Source organism: Klebsiella aerogenes KCTC 2190 (assembly GCF_000215745.1).
GTDB lineage: Bacteria > Pseudomonadota > Gammaproteobacteria > Enterobacterales > Enterobacteriaceae > Klebsiella > Klebsiella aerogenes.
Genome location: NC_015663.1, coordinates 4,204,044 through 4,218,319, shown reverse-complemented (window position 1 = coordinate 4,218,319; position 14,276 = coordinate 4,204,044). Strand labels below are relative to the sequence as shown.

Below are 14,276 nucleotides of genomic sequence, written 5' to 3'. Positions count from 1 at the left end.
TTAAATTACGGCGTTGACGGGCATTGAAATATGTTAATGCCCTTGATAATAAAGTTTAAAAATAATTCTTTAATTATCAAATAGGTTAAATTTAACACCCGATAGATAACATCTATTATACAACACGAAATGACATGTTATTATTTGGTTAACGAGTAAATTTGCTCATTTCATTTTCACCAGACATTTAGTTAAAGATTAAAAACAACGAGTTAACCCTGTCATTTGCTATTCATTGGAAAATGAAATGTGGTATTTCCCGCTTAATTAATGTGGTTATTTAACATCGCCGCAAAAAACCGTGACCAATGTTGTTAATAACATCCGTTAGCTGAAGAGAGTATTCAGGAGTTCATATGAATAAGAAAAAACGCGCTGTCCCCGGTGTTCATCCCTATGATGGCCCAGCGGGTGGATGGGGGGCGTTAAAAGCGACCGCCATCGCCGTGCGTACGCAAATGGACGCGCTTGACGCCCCGGTCACGCTGCTGCGTACCAACCAGCCTGACGGTTTTGACTGCCCCGGCTGCGCCTGGCCGGATAAAGAACATAAATCAACCTTCCAGTTTTGTGAGAACGGCGCGAAGGCGGTTACCTGGGAAGCCACCAGCAAACGCGTGACGCCAGAGTTCCTCGCCGCCAATACCGTGACCTCGCTGCTGGCGAAAAGCGACTTTGAACTGGAAGGTTACGGACGTATTACCCATCCCTTGTCTTACGATCGTGAGAGCGACACGCTGCGCCCGGTCTCCTGGGAAAGCGCGTTTGCCCGCATTGGCGAAGTATTACAGGGCATACAGCCCGATGAAGTTGAGTTCTATACCTCCGGGCGCGCCTCTAACGAAGCGGCATATCTGTTCCAGCTTTACGCCCGCGAGTTCGGCACCAATAACTTCCCGGACTGCTCCAATATGTGCCACGAGGCGACCAGCGTCGGTCTGCCGCAATCGATCGGCATCGGCAAAGGCACGGTGTCTTTGGACGACTTTGATAAAACAGAACTGGTTATTTCCATCGGTCACAACCCCGGAACCAACCATCCGCGCATGATGGGCACGTTGCATGAACTGTCCCGCCGCGGTGTGCCGATTATCGTCTTTAACCCGCTGCGTGAAAGGGCGCTGGAACGTTTTGCCGACCCGCAGAACGTTATTGAAATGGCAACCTACAGCTCGACGAATATCGCCTCAACCTATTTCCAGGTGAAAGCGGGCGGCGATGCCGCGGCGCTGAAAGGGATCGCTAAAGCATTACTGGAGATCGAAGCGAACCAGGGCCAGGTGCTGGACCAGGCGTTTATTAACGAGCACACCCTCGGCTTCGAGGCTTTTGCCGAAGATTTACGTCAGACCAACTGGCCGGAAATTGAGCGTGAGTCCGGATTAACCCGCGACGATCTGCAGCGCGTTGCCGTTGCCTACGCCAAATCCAACGCCACTATCGTGACCTATGGCATGGGGATCACCCAGCATAACAAAGGCACCTCTAACGTCCGGTTGATTGCGGACCTTCTGCTGATGCGCGGCAATATCGGCAAACCGGGGGCTGGGATCTGCCCGCTGCGCGGTCACTCTAACGTGCAGGGCAACCGTACCGTCGGCATTACCGAAAAACCGAGTGCGGAGTTTCTGAATAACCTCGAAAGCGTGTTCGGTTTTGTCGCTCCACGCGGACATGGTCACGATGCGGTGAAAGCGCTGCAGGCAATGGTTGCCGGCGACGCGAAAGCGCTGATCTGTCTTGGCGGTAATTTCGCGGTGGCGATGCCGGATCATGAACGGGCGTTCCCGGCGATGCGCGGGCTGGATCTTAGTGTGCACATCGGCACCAAACTGAATCGTTCGCATCTGCTGGTGGCGAAAGAGACTTTTATTCTGCCTTGTCTGGGCCGTACCGAACTCGATATGCAGGAGAGCGGACGCCAGTCGATTACCGTGGAAGACTCGATGTCGATGGTCCACGCCTCATCCGGCAAACTGAAACCGGCCTCTGACCGGCTGCGCTCGGAACCGGCTATCGTCGCCGGGATGGCGGCGGCGACGCTGCCGAACAGTAAGATCGACTGGTTATCGCTGGTGGCTGATTACGACCGCATCCGCGATCTCATCGAGCAGACTATCCCCGGGTTCGAGGATTATAACGAACGTATTCGTCATCCGGGCGGTTTCCGTATGCCGCTGCCGCCAACCGAGCGGATCTGGCCGACGCCGACCGGCAAAGCGATGTTCTCGGTGTTCAAAGGCGTCCATGAGAACTTCCGCGTTGACGGCGACGACGTGATGCGCCTGGTTACGCTGCGCAGTCACGATCAGTACAACACCACGATTTACGCGATGGACGATCGCTATCGCGGAGTGTTTGGCCGCCGCGATGTGCTGTTTATGAATGAGCAGGATATGGCCGAGCAGGGGCTGGAGCATGGCGACCGCGTCGATATTTTTACCGCGCTGCCGGATAGCGATCTGCGCCTTGAGGATATCACCGTGGTTGCTTACAGCATCGCGCCTGGCACCGTGGGCGCCTATTACCCGGAAGCTAACGTTCTGGTGCCGCTGGATTACATCGATGAAGAGAGCGGCACGCCGTCGTACAAATCAGTTCCTATCCGCCTGACGCTGCGTTCGAAAGAGGTGCGCGCCGTCCCCGGTCTGCGTTAATTTGCTGAATATTGCCAGTGGCCTGCGATCGGGCCACTGGCAAATGGCATCTTGAAATCAGCCCCTACCGCAAGTAACATTTAAATAACATATCTTATCGCAGCTGTGTTCTGCATCGCGTCCACCACTGACCCGCGGACGTCACTATTCTGGAAGTTAAGATGGACATTAAACAGCTGAAATATCTGATCGCGCTCGATCAGACGCGCCATTTCGGCCAGGCCGCGGCGGCCTGCCATATCACTCAACCGACGCTTTCAATGCGCATTCGCAACCTGGAAGACGAACTTAATCTCACGCTGATTCAGCGCGGCCAACGCTTTGAAGGCTTCACCCCGGAAGGGGAACGCATCCTCGCCTGGGCGCGGGCGCTGCTGGCGGCGCACGATGGCCTGGCGGCTGAAGCGGCGATTTGTCGCGGCCAGATGGTGGGCCAGTTACGCGTAGGCATGGTGCCGTTAGCCAGCCTGAACCCGATGCAGCTGATCAAACCGCTGGCGGAAAAATACCCAGAACTGCAGTTCAGTCTGCTGTCGATGACCTCTGAGCAAATTATTGACGGCGTCAGCCGTAACCAGCTCGATCTAGGCATCTGCTATTTGCACCACGTCGATAGCGCATTATTTAACGTCACCTGGCTGCCGAAAACGCGAATGGGCCTGCTGCACGACAGTCGCCATTTCCAGTTTGACGCAGGCATACCCGAGTGGGAGACATTAGCGGGGCTGCCGCTCGGTTTCCTTACCAAGGGAATGTATTATCGTGAATCGATTGAAATGAGCTTTAAAGCCAAAGGGTTAACGCCGAAATACGTCTTTGAAAGCGATTCGACATTTCAGATAATCCAGGCGGTACAGGCCGGGATCTGTTGCGCCATCATGCCGCTCAATAACGGCCTGGAAGCGCTGAGCGACAATCTGGCGATTATGCCTATCGGGGAAACCGAGGTTGATTCCACGCTTGCGCTTATCATGCGCAACCAGGAGCCGGTGTCGTCGTTGGCGGAAAAATGTTTCGCCGATGCGCAGATGATTTTTGGCGAAGCGCCGCAAATTTAATTGGCGGCCAAATGCTGCTGCATGAAATCGAGCCAGACGCGAGAGCGGGCAGGTAAAAAGTGGCGTTCGCGATACAGCGCCACTAAATGTAGCGGTGCCGGCGGTAGCTCCAGTTCAACCACCTTTAACTGACCTGAGGCGATAAACGGGCGGCAAGCCTGTTCAGCGAGGATGGCGAAACCTACGCCGGCGACGGCGGCATGAAGGGCGATCTCTCCGCTATTCACCCGAAAATGAGCCTGGACATTCACTTTTTTAAACGCGTTTCGTGCGGTGATAAATTGCCAGGCTTGCCCCTTCAGCGCGCTGACGGTGGTGATGCAGGGAAGTGAGGCAAGCTGCTCGCAACGTACTGGCTGTCCGCATTTTTCCAGCAGCGAAGGCGCCGCGACAACACAACAGGGAAATGTCGCCAACGGCATGGCGATATAGCTGGCATCCTCCATTTTGCCTCGGACGATGGCGACGGCAATGTCGATATCTTCTTTAAGCGCGTCGGCTCCGGCAAGGCTGACCACACAGCTTACTTCGATTTTGGGATAACGCATGGCGAACTGCGCCAGCATGGGGCCAAAAAGCGTCGGTCCAATCTCGTTGGGAAGACATAAGCGCAACAGCCCCTCAGGATCGGCCTGCTGTTGAGTTAAGGCCGCTTCGGTTGCCGCGAGCTGATCAAGCAGGGGGCGCATACTATTAAAAAAAGCCTGCCCGGCATCGGTGAGATGCATGTGTCTGGTGCTGCGCTGGATAAGGCGCAATTGCAGTTTTTCTTCCAGTTGAGAAATCTGGCGACTGACATTTGACGAAGGCATACGTAATGCCCGCGCCGCCCCGCTGAAGCTGCCGTTTTCCACGACATTCACAAACACGCGTAGTGCATTCAAATCCAGTTTACTCACCGCTGATTATCCCATTTTTGATAATTAACCCGCCCATTTTTACCGACTTATGCGTTTTTTTACTAGCCGATAAACTGACGCTCCCCCTGATGAGAGGAAGTGTAATGACCATAAATCTACGGCGAATGGGCGCGATCATCGCTTTTATCCAATTTACCAACGCGCTCGAATATATGATTTTTAATCCGCTATTTGTCTACATGGCGCCAACTTTTCAGGTGCCGGTGAGCTGGGCAGGTTATGTCAGCGGTATTTATACGCTTGCGTCGGTCATTTCTGGAATCGGCGCGTGGCGCCTGGTGGGAAAGCTAAATCCGCGTAAGTTTCTACTGGTTAATATGGCCTTACTGGGAGCATTAACGCTGATGGTTCTGGCTACCCAGCACTTTATATTGTTGCTGATACTGCGTTTTTTGGCCGGGCTCCTCGGCGGAATGACGATGGGGGTGGCCAGCAGTTTACTGATCAACGCGGCGGACCAGGAACACCGCGCGCGATTGTTGGCAACGGTCATCTCTGCCTTTTCGCTGGTCAGTATTATCGGCATGCCCGGCATGTTGTTTCTCTGCGAACGTTTCGGCTGGCAGACGGCGCCGGCATTGATTGGCGTTCTCTGCCTGCTGGCGCTCATCATGATCTATGTTGGCCTGCCGAAGGCTTCCGGCGGCGCTGGCTCTGGTACAAAGATACGCATCACGCCAACGATGCTGTTATTTGCCAGCGGCAATGCGTTAACCCAGTTTAGCCCGATGCTATTACTGCCGATCCTGGTGCCTTTGCTGCTGGGCAATATGCGGGCAAGCAGCGAGGCGCTACCGTGGTTATTCTTTCTCGGCGGTATGGCGGGATTCGCGGCGACAAAGTTGAGCGGCAGCCTGTGTCAACGCTTTGGCGGCTATCGGCTGAGCCTGGCGGCAACCGCAGTTTTTATCATCAGTTTGCTGATGGTGCTGTGGCTGGACGGCGCGAGTTGGTTGTTTATGATTACCTTCCTTGGGGCATCTTATAGCCGGCTGGTTGCCTCCTCGGCGGTGGCGATTCGTTTCCCGGACGATAACTGGCGCGCGGGATTTACCACTCTGCAAGGCGGTGTCATGTCATTCAGTACGGCACTCGCTTTTATGCTCTGCTCACTGTGGCTGGCCGACGGCGAGATGAGTCAGCAGGCGTCTACGGGGTTGATTGCATTTAGCGGCGCTAGCGCCTTGCTGCTGCCATGTTTACTGCGCTATCAAGAAAAAATACTCGTACGCAACGCCGCCGAACGGGCAACCGGCGGCGTTGGTGAGCTTTAAATATTCTCCAGACGAATACCCCGGGTTCTTGGCCCAAATATGCCTACCGACAGCATGACCATCAGCATACTGGCGACGATAAAGCTAATCACGCCCGGCGTTCCGGCATATTGCAGGATCACGCCAATCATAATGCTGGTAACCGCGGTGGACAGACGGCTAAAGGAGTAACAGAAGCCCACCGCCCGGGCGCGGATGTGGGTAGGGAACACCTCCGCCTGATAGGCGTGATAGCTGATGGTGAGCCAGGCATTGGACCAGGTGATCATAAAGCCGCAGATAACCAGCAGTACCGGACTATTTTGTAAAGCGAACAGTGTGCCGAAGATCACCGTCATCAGCGCTGACAGAACAATTTGCCATTTGTTTTCAAAACGATGGACAAAGCGAGTACAGAACAGGCAGCCAAGCGGGTAGGCAAGGGTGATAAAAAAAGCGTACAGCAGGCTATGGGTAATACTGGCGCCCTGGCCGGAGAGCAGCGCGGGCAGCCAGTTACCGAAACCAAAGAAGCCGATGGCCTGGAAAAAGTTCATCACCATTAACATGAGGGTGCGTTGACGGTACTGCGGCGCCCAAATCTCTTTAAAATTGCTGCGTTGCGGCACCGCTACCGCCTGACTGGCATGGCGCCGGGAAGGCGATAAACCGCAGCGTTGTTCCATTTCACCCATAACCCGGTGCGCGTCATCGTGGCGACCTTTGCTTTCCAGCCAGCGGGCGGATTCCGGCAGTTTTTTGCGGATAACCCAAATGACCAGTGAACACAGTGCGCCGAGAATAATCACCCAACGCCAGCCGCTCAGGCCGAGAATGGTCATTGGCACCAGTAGCCAGGACATCAGCGCCACCGTCGGTACCGAGAGAAACTGAATAAAGAAGGCGTAAGCGAAGGCTTTATTACGTAAGTGCGTCGGCATCCATTCACTGAGATAAGTATCGATAGTCACCAGTTCAATTCCCAGGCCGATCCCCACCAGGAAACGAAAGAAAATAACCCCTTCAGCGCTATTTTGCAGCGCCATAATCAGCGAAAAGATGCCATACCACGCCAGCGCGAACATAAAGGTCAGGCGGCGTCCAAGTCTGTCCGCCAGCGGCGCGAGCAAACTGGCGCCGATAAACAGCCCCATAAAGGTCGAGGAAGCGAAGGCTGCCTGATCGGCAATACCAAATACCCCATCTTTCCCGGTATGGAAAATACCCTCGGCGAGCAGGCCGGTGCTGATATAACCGGTCTGGAACAGGTCGTAGAGTTCGAAAAAGCCGCCTAATGCCAGTAGGGTGATAAAGGACCAAAGACCGGGGGAGGAGGGCAGAGCGTCGATACGCGCGGTTAAGCTATCGGGATGTTGTCCTGGCGGGCTAAAGGAGGCGTCGCCGAGAACCTGGGTAGTAGACATATTATTATTTTCCTCAGGAGAAATGTTTGCCTGCTAATGTTAATTGGTTGTTAATGGTTTTAAATTTTTAATTGTGAGCGGTGTGGCGATTTAACAGTTGGAAATCATGTTTAATACGCTGATGGATGATAAATATGCTGTTTTTTTGTCGGCGCAGACGGCAGAATTGAAGTAAACGACCAGCAGCGATCAATCAGACTAAGAGAAATGGTGACTTCGGTGAAAATCACCTACATTTGCAGTGTGTATCTATGTCTACCAGGGAAAAGAATATGTTAAAGCGTCAGGCAATAAAAACGGCGTTGGCAATGGTGATGTCGGTAACGATGGCCGCGGCACCGGCGCTTGCTAATCCCGGGAACGGTAATGGCAATGGTGAACATGGCAATAGCGGTAAAAACATCTATCATGGCGATAAAGGTAATCATGGTCATAGCGCCAGCCAAAGCGATAACGGCGGCGGCAAGGGCCAGCGTAAGAATTACGGCAAACCGGATCACGTCGATAGGGATATCAGCTATACCACCGCTCGCGCGCTAGCGGTGAACTACGGCTTGACCGGCTATAAAGCGCTGCCTCCGGGGATTGCGAAAAATCTCGCGCGTGGAAAACCATTACCTCCGGGCATTGCCAAAAAAACGGTGCCTGCCTCGATGCTCAATCAATTACCTTATTATCCTGGCTATGAGTGGCGGGTGGTGGGTGACGATCTGGTTCTGATTGCGCTCAGTACCGCCGTGGTCACCGCGATCATTAATAGCGTCTTTGATTAACATAGAGGCCCCGTGATAAACGGGGCTTTGCTTTTCTAATAACATTTGATCTCTTTCTTAAACCAATCCTCACTAGGGAGAGTATTAAACTTTACAGCTATTATTGGCGGGCTATACTAAGCACAACTTTATACAGGAGAGATATGTTGGACAGTCACCCTTATTTAAACATCAAGGCAAACTGACGCTATCTATTCTGCGCTGTTTGCCAACCGGCAGGCAGCAATCCTTTCCCAATCCTGATTGCCTCCTGAGAACTGGAATTCGCTTTTTTGCGAGGTAATTCATCATGCTATTATTTTTCTACGCCCTGTTCCCTCCGCCTTTTACGCGGTAACACACGCTCACAAAGGCCATTAAGGCTATCTCACTGCGGTTAAGCAATCTACGCAGGAATATCTACTACACGCAATTTGTGAGTGTAAAAAATAACATCTAACTATGCATGATTTATTTATGCAGGGATTACCACATCTAAATTTGGGGATGAATCATGACTGACATGAAAGTAGAAAACCGGAATACCAACCGGTCTGCGTCAGAAAATGATAAGCAGCATAAAAAGAGCTTTGCGATTGAAACGGAGGCCTTTAATAGTCCGGACCATACGTTGGCACGTTTAAATAGCAGTCGGCAGGGACTAACGACCGCCGATGCACTGGAACGGCTGGACGACTATGGTCGCAACGAAGTGGCACGCGAAAGTGTGCCGCCGTTTTATATTCAATTACTGCAGGCATTTAATAACCCGTTTATTTACGTACTGATGGCGCTGGCGGCAGTCAGTTTTATTACCGATTACTGGCTACCGCTACGAAACGGTGAAGAGACAGACCTCACCGGCGTTATTATTATCCTGACGATGGTGAGCCTGAGTGGTCTATTACGCTTCTGGCAGGAATTCAGGACCAATAAAGCCGCGCAGGCGCTGAAATCCATGGTCCGTACCACCGCAACGGTACTGCGCCGCGGGCCGGGCAATATTGGCCCCAGCCAGGAGGAAATACCCATTGAAGAGCTGGTGCCGGGCGATATTATTTTCCTTGCCGCAGGCGATCTGGTGCCGGCAGATGTTCGTCTGCTGGAATCACGGGACCTCTTTGTCAGTCAGTCCATTCTTAGCGGTGAATCACTACCGGTAGAAAAATATGATCTGATGGCCAGCGTGTCGGGAAAATGCAGCGACCGTCTACCGACGCCGGATAAAAATAAAAGTCTCTTAGAGATGGGCAATATCTGTCTGATGGGGACGAACGTCACCAGCGGCAGGGCGCGGGCGGTGGTGGTGGCGACCGGCGACCGGACCTGGTTTGGCTCGCTGGCAAAATCGATTGTCGGCACCCGCACGCAAACCGCCTTCGATCGCGGGGTGAATAGCGTCAGCTGGTTGTTAATCCGCTTCATGCTGATCATGGTACCGATCGTGTTGTTGATTAACGGTTTCAGTAAAGGCGATTGGGTAGAAGCCTCGCTTTTCGCCCTGGCGGTGGCGGTCGGTTTAACGCCGGAGATGTTACCCATGATCGTCAGTTCGAACCTCGCGAAGGGCGCGATTGCCATGTCGCGGCGTAAGGTGATCGTTAAGCGTCTCAATGCCATTCAAAACTTTGGCGCAATGGATGTGCTGTGTACGGATAAAACAGGCACCCTGACCCAGGACAATATCATCCTTGAGCATCATCTCGACGTTGGCGGCGCGGAAAGCAATCGAGTATTAATGCTGGCGTGGCTGAATAGCAGCAGCCAAAGCGGAGCGCGTAATCTGATGGACAGAGCCGTGTTACGCTATGGGGAAGGGCGGCTGGCGCCGGCGGAAAAAGAGCGTTTCGTGAAGCTCGATGAATTGCCGTTCGATTTTGTACGCCGCCGCGTATCGGTCTCGGTGGAAGACAGCCGCTATGGCGATAAAAGCCTGATTTGTAAAGGGGCGGTTGAAGAGATGCTCGAAGCCGCGACCCATATTCGTGAGGGCGACAAGATCGTTGAACTGGACGCGCTGCGCCGGGAACTATTGCTGACGAAAACCGAAGATTATAACGCTCAGGGTTTTCGGGTATTGCTGGTCGCTACCCGCAAGCTGGATGATACCGCGCTAAATGTGCCGCTCACCGCCGCTGATGAACAGGGGCTCACCGTCGAGGGCATGTTGACGTTCCTCGACCCGCCGAAGGAAAGCGCGGGCAAAGCCATTACCGCACTGCGTGATAACGGTGTCGCGGTCAAGGTACTTACCGGTGATAACCCGGTTGTAACGGCGCGGATTTGTCTTGAAGTGGGCATTGATGCGCACGACATACTCACCGGCCAACAGGTTGAGTCAATGACTGACCGCCAGCTTCAGCAGGAGGTCGAGAAACGCGCGGTGTTCGCCAAACTGACGCCGCTGCAGAAGTCGCGCATTCTGCAGATGCTACAGAAAAATGGCCATACCGTAGGTTTTCTGGGCGATGGCATTAACGACGCCCCGGCGCTGCGCGATGCCGATGTGGGTATTTCTGTCGATAGCGCGGCGGATATCGCGAAGGAGTCCTCGGATATTATTCTGCTGGAAAAAGACCTGATGGTGCTGGAAGAGGGGGTTATTAAAGGACGCGAGACCTTTGGCAACATTATTAAGTACCTGAACATGACCGCCAGCTCCAACTTCGGCAACGTGTTTTCGGTATTAGTCGCCAGCGCCTTTATCCCGTTCCTGCCGATGCTGGCGATTCATCTGTTGATTCAGAATCTGATGTACGACATCTCACAGCTGTCGCTGCCGTGGGACAAAATGGATAAGGAGTTTTTGCGTAAGCCGCGCAAGTGGGATGCGAAGAACATTGGCCGCTTTATGCTGTGGATTGGCCCCACGTCGTCGATATTCGATATCACCACCTTTGCTCTGATGTGGTACGTCTTCGCCGCCAATCATGTGGAAGCGCAGGCCTTGTTCCAGTCCGGCTGGTTTATCGAAGGGCTGCTGTCGCAGACGCTGGTGGTGCATATGTTGAGAACGCAGAAAATTCCGTTCATTCAGAGCCGCGCGACGCTGCCGGTTTTGCTCACCACCGCCGCCATTATGGCCATCGGCATCTATATCCCGTTCTCGCCGCTTGGCGCCATGGTGGGGCTTGAGCCGCTGCCGCTGAGTTATTTCCCGTGGCTCGTTGCCACGTTGCTGAGCTACTGCCTGGTGGCGCAGGGTATGAAACGTTTCTATATCAAGCGCTTTGGCCAGTGGTTCTGATGACAAAAAGGAGGATGACGATGAATCGTTCACCGGAGGATCTCATCGCCTGGATGTTTTTACTGGCCGGTTTGCTGGTACTGGCGCTGGCGATACGGCAAATCTTTGACTAGCGGGGGGACTATGCGCAAAACGTCGTTAGACCCAATCTTTCTCCAGGCCGTGTTGATGATGGTGGTGATAGTCTTACTCACCGTCTGGATTAGGTAGTTTAAGGCCCGGGGCGTTACCGCTCCGGGCCTAAAGTCCCTGCGGTATTCCTGCAACATGGCAAATGGTACTTTCCACCACGGGGAACACGTCGATTAACTCAATAATGGTAGAGCTTCGAGCATATTCTTCAGGTTTAAGGTATCCCAGGGCAGGTGTTCGGCGACGGTGAGGCCGACCGGTTTGGCCTGAGCGGCGGCTTGATTGATAAGATTAACCACTTCGGCAATCGTCAGTTTCCCTTCGGCGACATCGCCAAAATCGTGTACGCCGCGCCCCGGACGAGCAAATAGCACTGCTCGAAACAGGGCCGGGTCGAGGACATCAAGATCGAGATGGATGGCCAGGTACTCAATACGTTCACGCGCTATCCACTCGTCAATCGCCTGCGGATTCTGACGCAGCTCTGATGGGCTTAAGGTGGCGATGCCGCGTTCACTAATAAACTGTTTTTCGACATCGAGCGGGCTATGGATCCCGGCAATGAGCGCTTTGCCTGGTGATAATGGCTTTCTGACCACCTGGGTTAATTCCGCGTCGCCATTGCCCATTAACGCCCCAAGAACGTGGGCATGAGCATGTGGGAACTGCTCTGGCGTCATAACGTCCGGGTGAGAATCAATCCATAATACCCCCAATTTATCGCCATATTTTTCCACAAGCCAGGCGAAAGGAGCCAGGGAGACCAGGCAATCGCCCCCTAAGGTGACAATGGTCTCTGGCTGATTTCGAGTGATTTTGTCTTGTGCATCAAGCAACTGTTCAACGATCGCCCGGCGGCCGACAATTCCATCTTCATTTGCCAGTTGAGCGTGTCCTGGTTCGGGGACACAGACCTCCTCGACAACGCCTTGCGCAGGAGGCGCCAGCCAGGACAGCATCCGGGAGCCGAAGAAGTAGGGCGGATTGTTGCCGCCTTGCCATTGCGGAAAAAGCAAACGCAGACTGGATTGGGTATTTGGCATCATGGTTCTCCTCATATTTATCATCACAAATGAACGAACGTTCATTCATTAATAATGAGGCGCACTGTCGGTGATGGCAAGTAAAAACGGGTTATTTACCCTAACATTAGGCTGCTAGCCAAAAAGCGCTTGAAGCAGGTAGAATTGCCCATCGCCGGAGGTAGTTGAAATGTTAAATAATTCAGAAACGTACCATAAGCTGATTGTCGCCGCGGCGGCGTGCTTTGCCGAAAAAGGATTTAATGGAACCAGCGTGCGCGAAATTGCACTGCGCGCAGGTATTAGCCTCGGCGCGATGTACACCTACTTCAAAGGCAAAGATGAACTCATTGAGGCGATTATCCTTGAAGAGCAAAAATCGGCATTAGCTAAGCATCAGGAGCGCTTCGAAGGTTCCCATTTTGCGCAGATTTGCGCCTTAGCCGTTTCCTGTATAGAAGAAGTGGGGTATCCCTCTTCGCACCAGCTATGGGTGGAAATTATTGCGGAATCGGCAAGAAAGCCGGCGCTGCGGCAGATTTTCGTCAATAGCGACAGGATCATGCGCGACGGAATGGCACAGATTATTGCTCAAGGAATTGCCGCTGGCGAGCTCAGCCCACACGTTAACGTCGAAGAAGCAACGCTCACCATCTTTGCATTCATCGATGGTCTGATTGGCCGTAAAGCGATGAATCCCGCATTTACCGTGGCTAAGGATCTGCCGCATTTTGACAACGTCATGGCGACCATTCTCAATAAAAATAGCGCTAGTGAATCCCATGCCACAGTACGCTGATTTCTGTTTTAGCGCCGTGATGGCTCAACGGGCGGCAAAAGAAAATCTCACCCTTGATGCCGACCAGCTCGCGTTGGTCGCCAACTTGCAAACGCTGAGCCATCAGTTATTCCGGCAGCAAACGGCAATACAAGGATTGTACGTCTGGGGGCGAACCGGGCGTGGGAAGAGCTTTATTCTCGATAGTTTCTTTGCCAGCTTGCCGCTGCGTGAAAAGCGGCGGGTGCATTTTCATCACTTTTTCCGCGAACTCCATCAGCGGCTGAACGCCCCTTCGGCGCCGCGGTTGCAAGAGGTCGTCGCGCAAATGACCGACAACTGTCGTCTGCTCTGTTTTGATGAGTTTCATCTTCATGACCCGGCTGATGCGATGTTGATAAAGGTGCTACTGGAGCATTTGTTCGCGCGAAATATCGTCTTATTAGCGACCTCCAATTATCCCCCCGACCGTTTGCTGGCGAATCCGCTCTATCACGAACGTTTTTTGCCTTCCATTAACCTCATTAAACGTCATATGACGGTAACGGCGCTCAACGGCGAACAGGATTACCGCGAGCGACATGCCTCGCTGGAGAATGATTTCTGCCAGGGAAAACTGTTGGTGCAGCCAACCCCCAGTACTCGCGCGGCGCTCGGTTTGCCGGCTATTGCCGCGCAGGCGCAGGCTCTGCAAGTAGGTTATCGAACCCTGCAAACGGCATCGCCGCAAGGTACCTTTCTGCATTTCACTTTCGACCAGCTCTGCCTTGCGCCTACCTCGGTCATGGATTACCTGACGCTATGTGAGCAACACCAGAACTGGCTCGTCGAGAAGGTTCCACCGTTGGCGCGAGTTAGCCCTGCGGCACAGCAGCGCTTTATCAACGTGGTGGATATTTTGTATGAAAAACAGTGCCGCTTAATTTTAATTACCGATTGCGGGCTGGAAACACTGGTGGCGGATGTGGAGCTGGATGATATTCAACGCACCTACAGTCGGTTACAGCAGCTCGCTCGGGAAGCATAAAAAAGC

General features: G+C 53.2%; 12 protein-coding genes. 9 read left to right on the top strand and 3 right to left on the bottom strand.

What is annotated here, in order from left to right; translation table 11 throughout:
* The first annotated feature begins 356 nt into the window (after positions 1–356).
* Both EAE_RS19935 and EAE_RS19930 read left to right on the top strand, forming a co-directional pair.
* Entirely contained in the window at positions 357–2,657 is a 2,301-nt protein-coding gene (locus EAE_RS19935; protein ID WP_015705493.1) for an FdhF/YdeP family oxidoreductase, read from the top strand.
* A 161-nt stretch (positions 2,658–2,818) separates the two neighbouring features.
* Complete coding sequence (locus EAE_RS19930) at positions 2,819–3,715, top strand: LysR family transcriptional regulator (RefSeq protein WP_015366507.1); 897 nt, start codon at positions 2,819–2,821, stop codon at positions 3,713–3,715.
* Here EAE_RS19930 and EAE_RS19925 read toward each other — a convergent pair.
* Positions 3,712–4,614: a LysR family transcriptional regulator gene (locus EAE_RS19925; RefSeq protein WP_015366508.1), complete on the bottom strand. Its 903-nt coding sequence runs from the start codon at positions 4,612–4,614 to the stop codon at positions 3,712–3,714. The genes EAE_RS19930 and EAE_RS19925 overlap by 4 nt on opposite strands.
* 104 nt (positions 4,615–4,718) lie before the next feature.
* Between EAE_RS19925 and EAE_RS19920 the strand changes: the two genes are divergently transcribed.
* Positions 4,719–5,909 (top strand): MFS transporter, encoded by a 1,191-nt coding sequence (locus EAE_RS19920; RefSeq protein WP_015366509.1) that lies wholly within the window; start codon positions 4,719–4,721, stop codon positions 5,907–5,909.
* Here the strand turns inward: EAE_RS19920 and EAE_RS19915 are convergent.
* Positions 5,906–7,312, bottom strand: coding sequence for an MFS transporter (locus EAE_RS19915; protein ID WP_015366510.1), 1,407 nt, complete (start codon positions 7,310–7,312; stop codon positions 5,906–5,908). The genes EAE_RS19920 and EAE_RS19915 overlap by 4 nt on opposite strands.
* A gap of 272 nt (positions 7,313–7,584) precedes the next feature.
* Between EAE_RS19915 and EAE_RS19910 the strand changes: the two genes are divergently transcribed.
* The 4 genes from EAE_RS19910 (at position 7,585) to mgtU (ending at position 11,521) form a co-directional block, all read left to right on the top strand.
* Complete coding sequence (locus tag EAE_RS19910; protein ID WP_015705491.1) at positions 7,585–8,085, top strand: anti-virulence regulator CigR family protein; 501 nt, start codon at positions 7,585–7,587, stop codon at positions 8,083–8,085.
* Positions 8,086–8,578: 493 nt separating this feature from the next.
* Positions 8,579–11,311 carry a magnesium-translocating P-type ATPase gene (gene mgtA / locus EAE_RS19905; protein ID WP_015705490.1) on the top strand — a complete coding sequence of 911 codons (2,733 nt, stop codon included), beginning with the start codon at positions 8,579–8,581 and terminating at the stop codon, positions 11,309–11,311.
* A gap of 20 nt (positions 11,312–11,331) precedes the next feature.
* Positions 11,332–11,424 (top strand): protein MgtR, encoded by a 93-nt coding sequence (mgtR, locus tag EAE_RS19900; RefSeq protein ID WP_015705489.1) that lies wholly within the window; start codon positions 11,332–11,334, stop codon positions 11,422–11,424.
* A 10-nt stretch (positions 11,425–11,434) separates the two neighbouring features.
* The gene (gene mgtU / locus EAE_RS25430; protein WP_251009860.1) at positions 11,435–11,521 is read left to right on the top strand and encodes a magnesium transporter protection protein MgtU; all 87 of its coding nucleotides are present in this window, start codon (positions 11,435–11,437) and stop codon (positions 11,519–11,521) included.
* Positions 11,522–11,616: 95 nt separating this feature from the next.
* On the opposite strand, the gene EAE_RS19895 is transcribed toward mgtU, so the two are convergent.
* Positions 11,617–12,486, bottom strand: coding sequence for an arginase family protein (locus EAE_RS19895; protein WP_015705488.1), 870 nt, complete (start codon positions 12,484–12,486; stop codon positions 11,617–11,619).
* A gap of 169 nt (positions 12,487–12,655) precedes the next feature.
* On the opposite strand from EAE_RS19895, the gene EAE_RS19890 reads away from it, so the two are divergent.
* The gene (locus tag EAE_RS19890) at positions 12,656–13,264 is read left to right on the top strand and encodes a TetR/AcrR family transcriptional regulator (RefSeq protein WP_015366516.1); all 609 of its coding nucleotides are present in this window, start codon (positions 12,656–12,658) and stop codon (positions 13,262–13,264) included.
* Positions 13,248–14,270: a cell division protein ZapE gene (gene zapE, locus EAE_RS19885; RefSeq protein ID WP_015366517.1), complete on the top strand. Its 1,023-nt coding sequence runs from the start codon at positions 13,248–13,250 to the stop codon at positions 14,268–14,270. The genes EAE_RS19890 and zapE overlap by 17 nt, the downstream gene beginning before the upstream one ends.
* Positions 14,271–14,276: the final 6 nt, after the last annotated feature.

What these genes read in the sequence shown, in the direction of transcription:
- EAE_RS19935 (WP_015705493.1), top strand. Translation starts at nt 357, where the DNA reads ATGAATAAGAAAAAACGCGCTGTCCCCGGTGTTCATCCCTATGATGGC.
- EAE_RS19930 (WP_015366507.1), top strand. Translation starts at nt 2,819, where the DNA reads ATGGACATTAAACAGCTGAAATATCTGATCGCGCTCGATCAGACGCGC.
- EAE_RS19920 (WP_015366509.1), top strand. Translation starts at nt 4,719, where the DNA reads ATGACCATAAATCTACGGCGAATGGGCGCGATCATCGCTTTTATCCAA.
- EAE_RS19915 (WP_015366510.1), bottom strand. Translation starts at nt 7,312, where the DNA reads ATGTCTACTACCCAGGTTCTCGGCGACGCCTCCTTTAGCCCGCCAGGA.
- EAE_RS19910 (WP_015705491.1), top strand. Translation starts at nt 7,585, where the DNA reads ATGTTAAAGCGTCAGGCAATAAAAACGGCGTTGGCAATGGTGATGTCG.
- mgtA (WP_015705490.1), top strand. Translation starts at nt 8,579, where the DNA reads ATGACTGACATGAAAGTAGAAAACCGGAATACCAACCGGTCTGCGTCA.
- mgtR (WP_015705489.1), top strand. Translation starts at nt 11,332, where the DNA reads ATGAATCGTTCACCGGAGGATCTCATCGCCTGGATGTTTTTACTGGCC.
- mgtU (WP_251009860.1), top strand. Translation starts at nt 11,435, where the DNA reads ATGCGCAAAACGTCGTTAGACCCAATCTTTCTCCAGGCCGTGTTGATG.
- EAE_RS19895 (WP_015705488.1), bottom strand. Translation starts at nt 12,486, where the DNA reads ATGCCAAATACCCAATCCAGTCTGCGTTTGCTTTTTCCGCAATGGCAA.
- EAE_RS19890 (WP_015366516.1), top strand. Translation starts at nt 12,656, where the DNA reads ATGTTAAATAATTCAGAAACGTACCATAAGCTGATTGTCGCCGCGGCG.
- zapE (WP_015366517.1), top strand. Translation starts at nt 13,248, where the DNA reads ATGCCACAGTACGCTGATTTCTGTTTTAGCGCCGTGATGGCTCAACGG.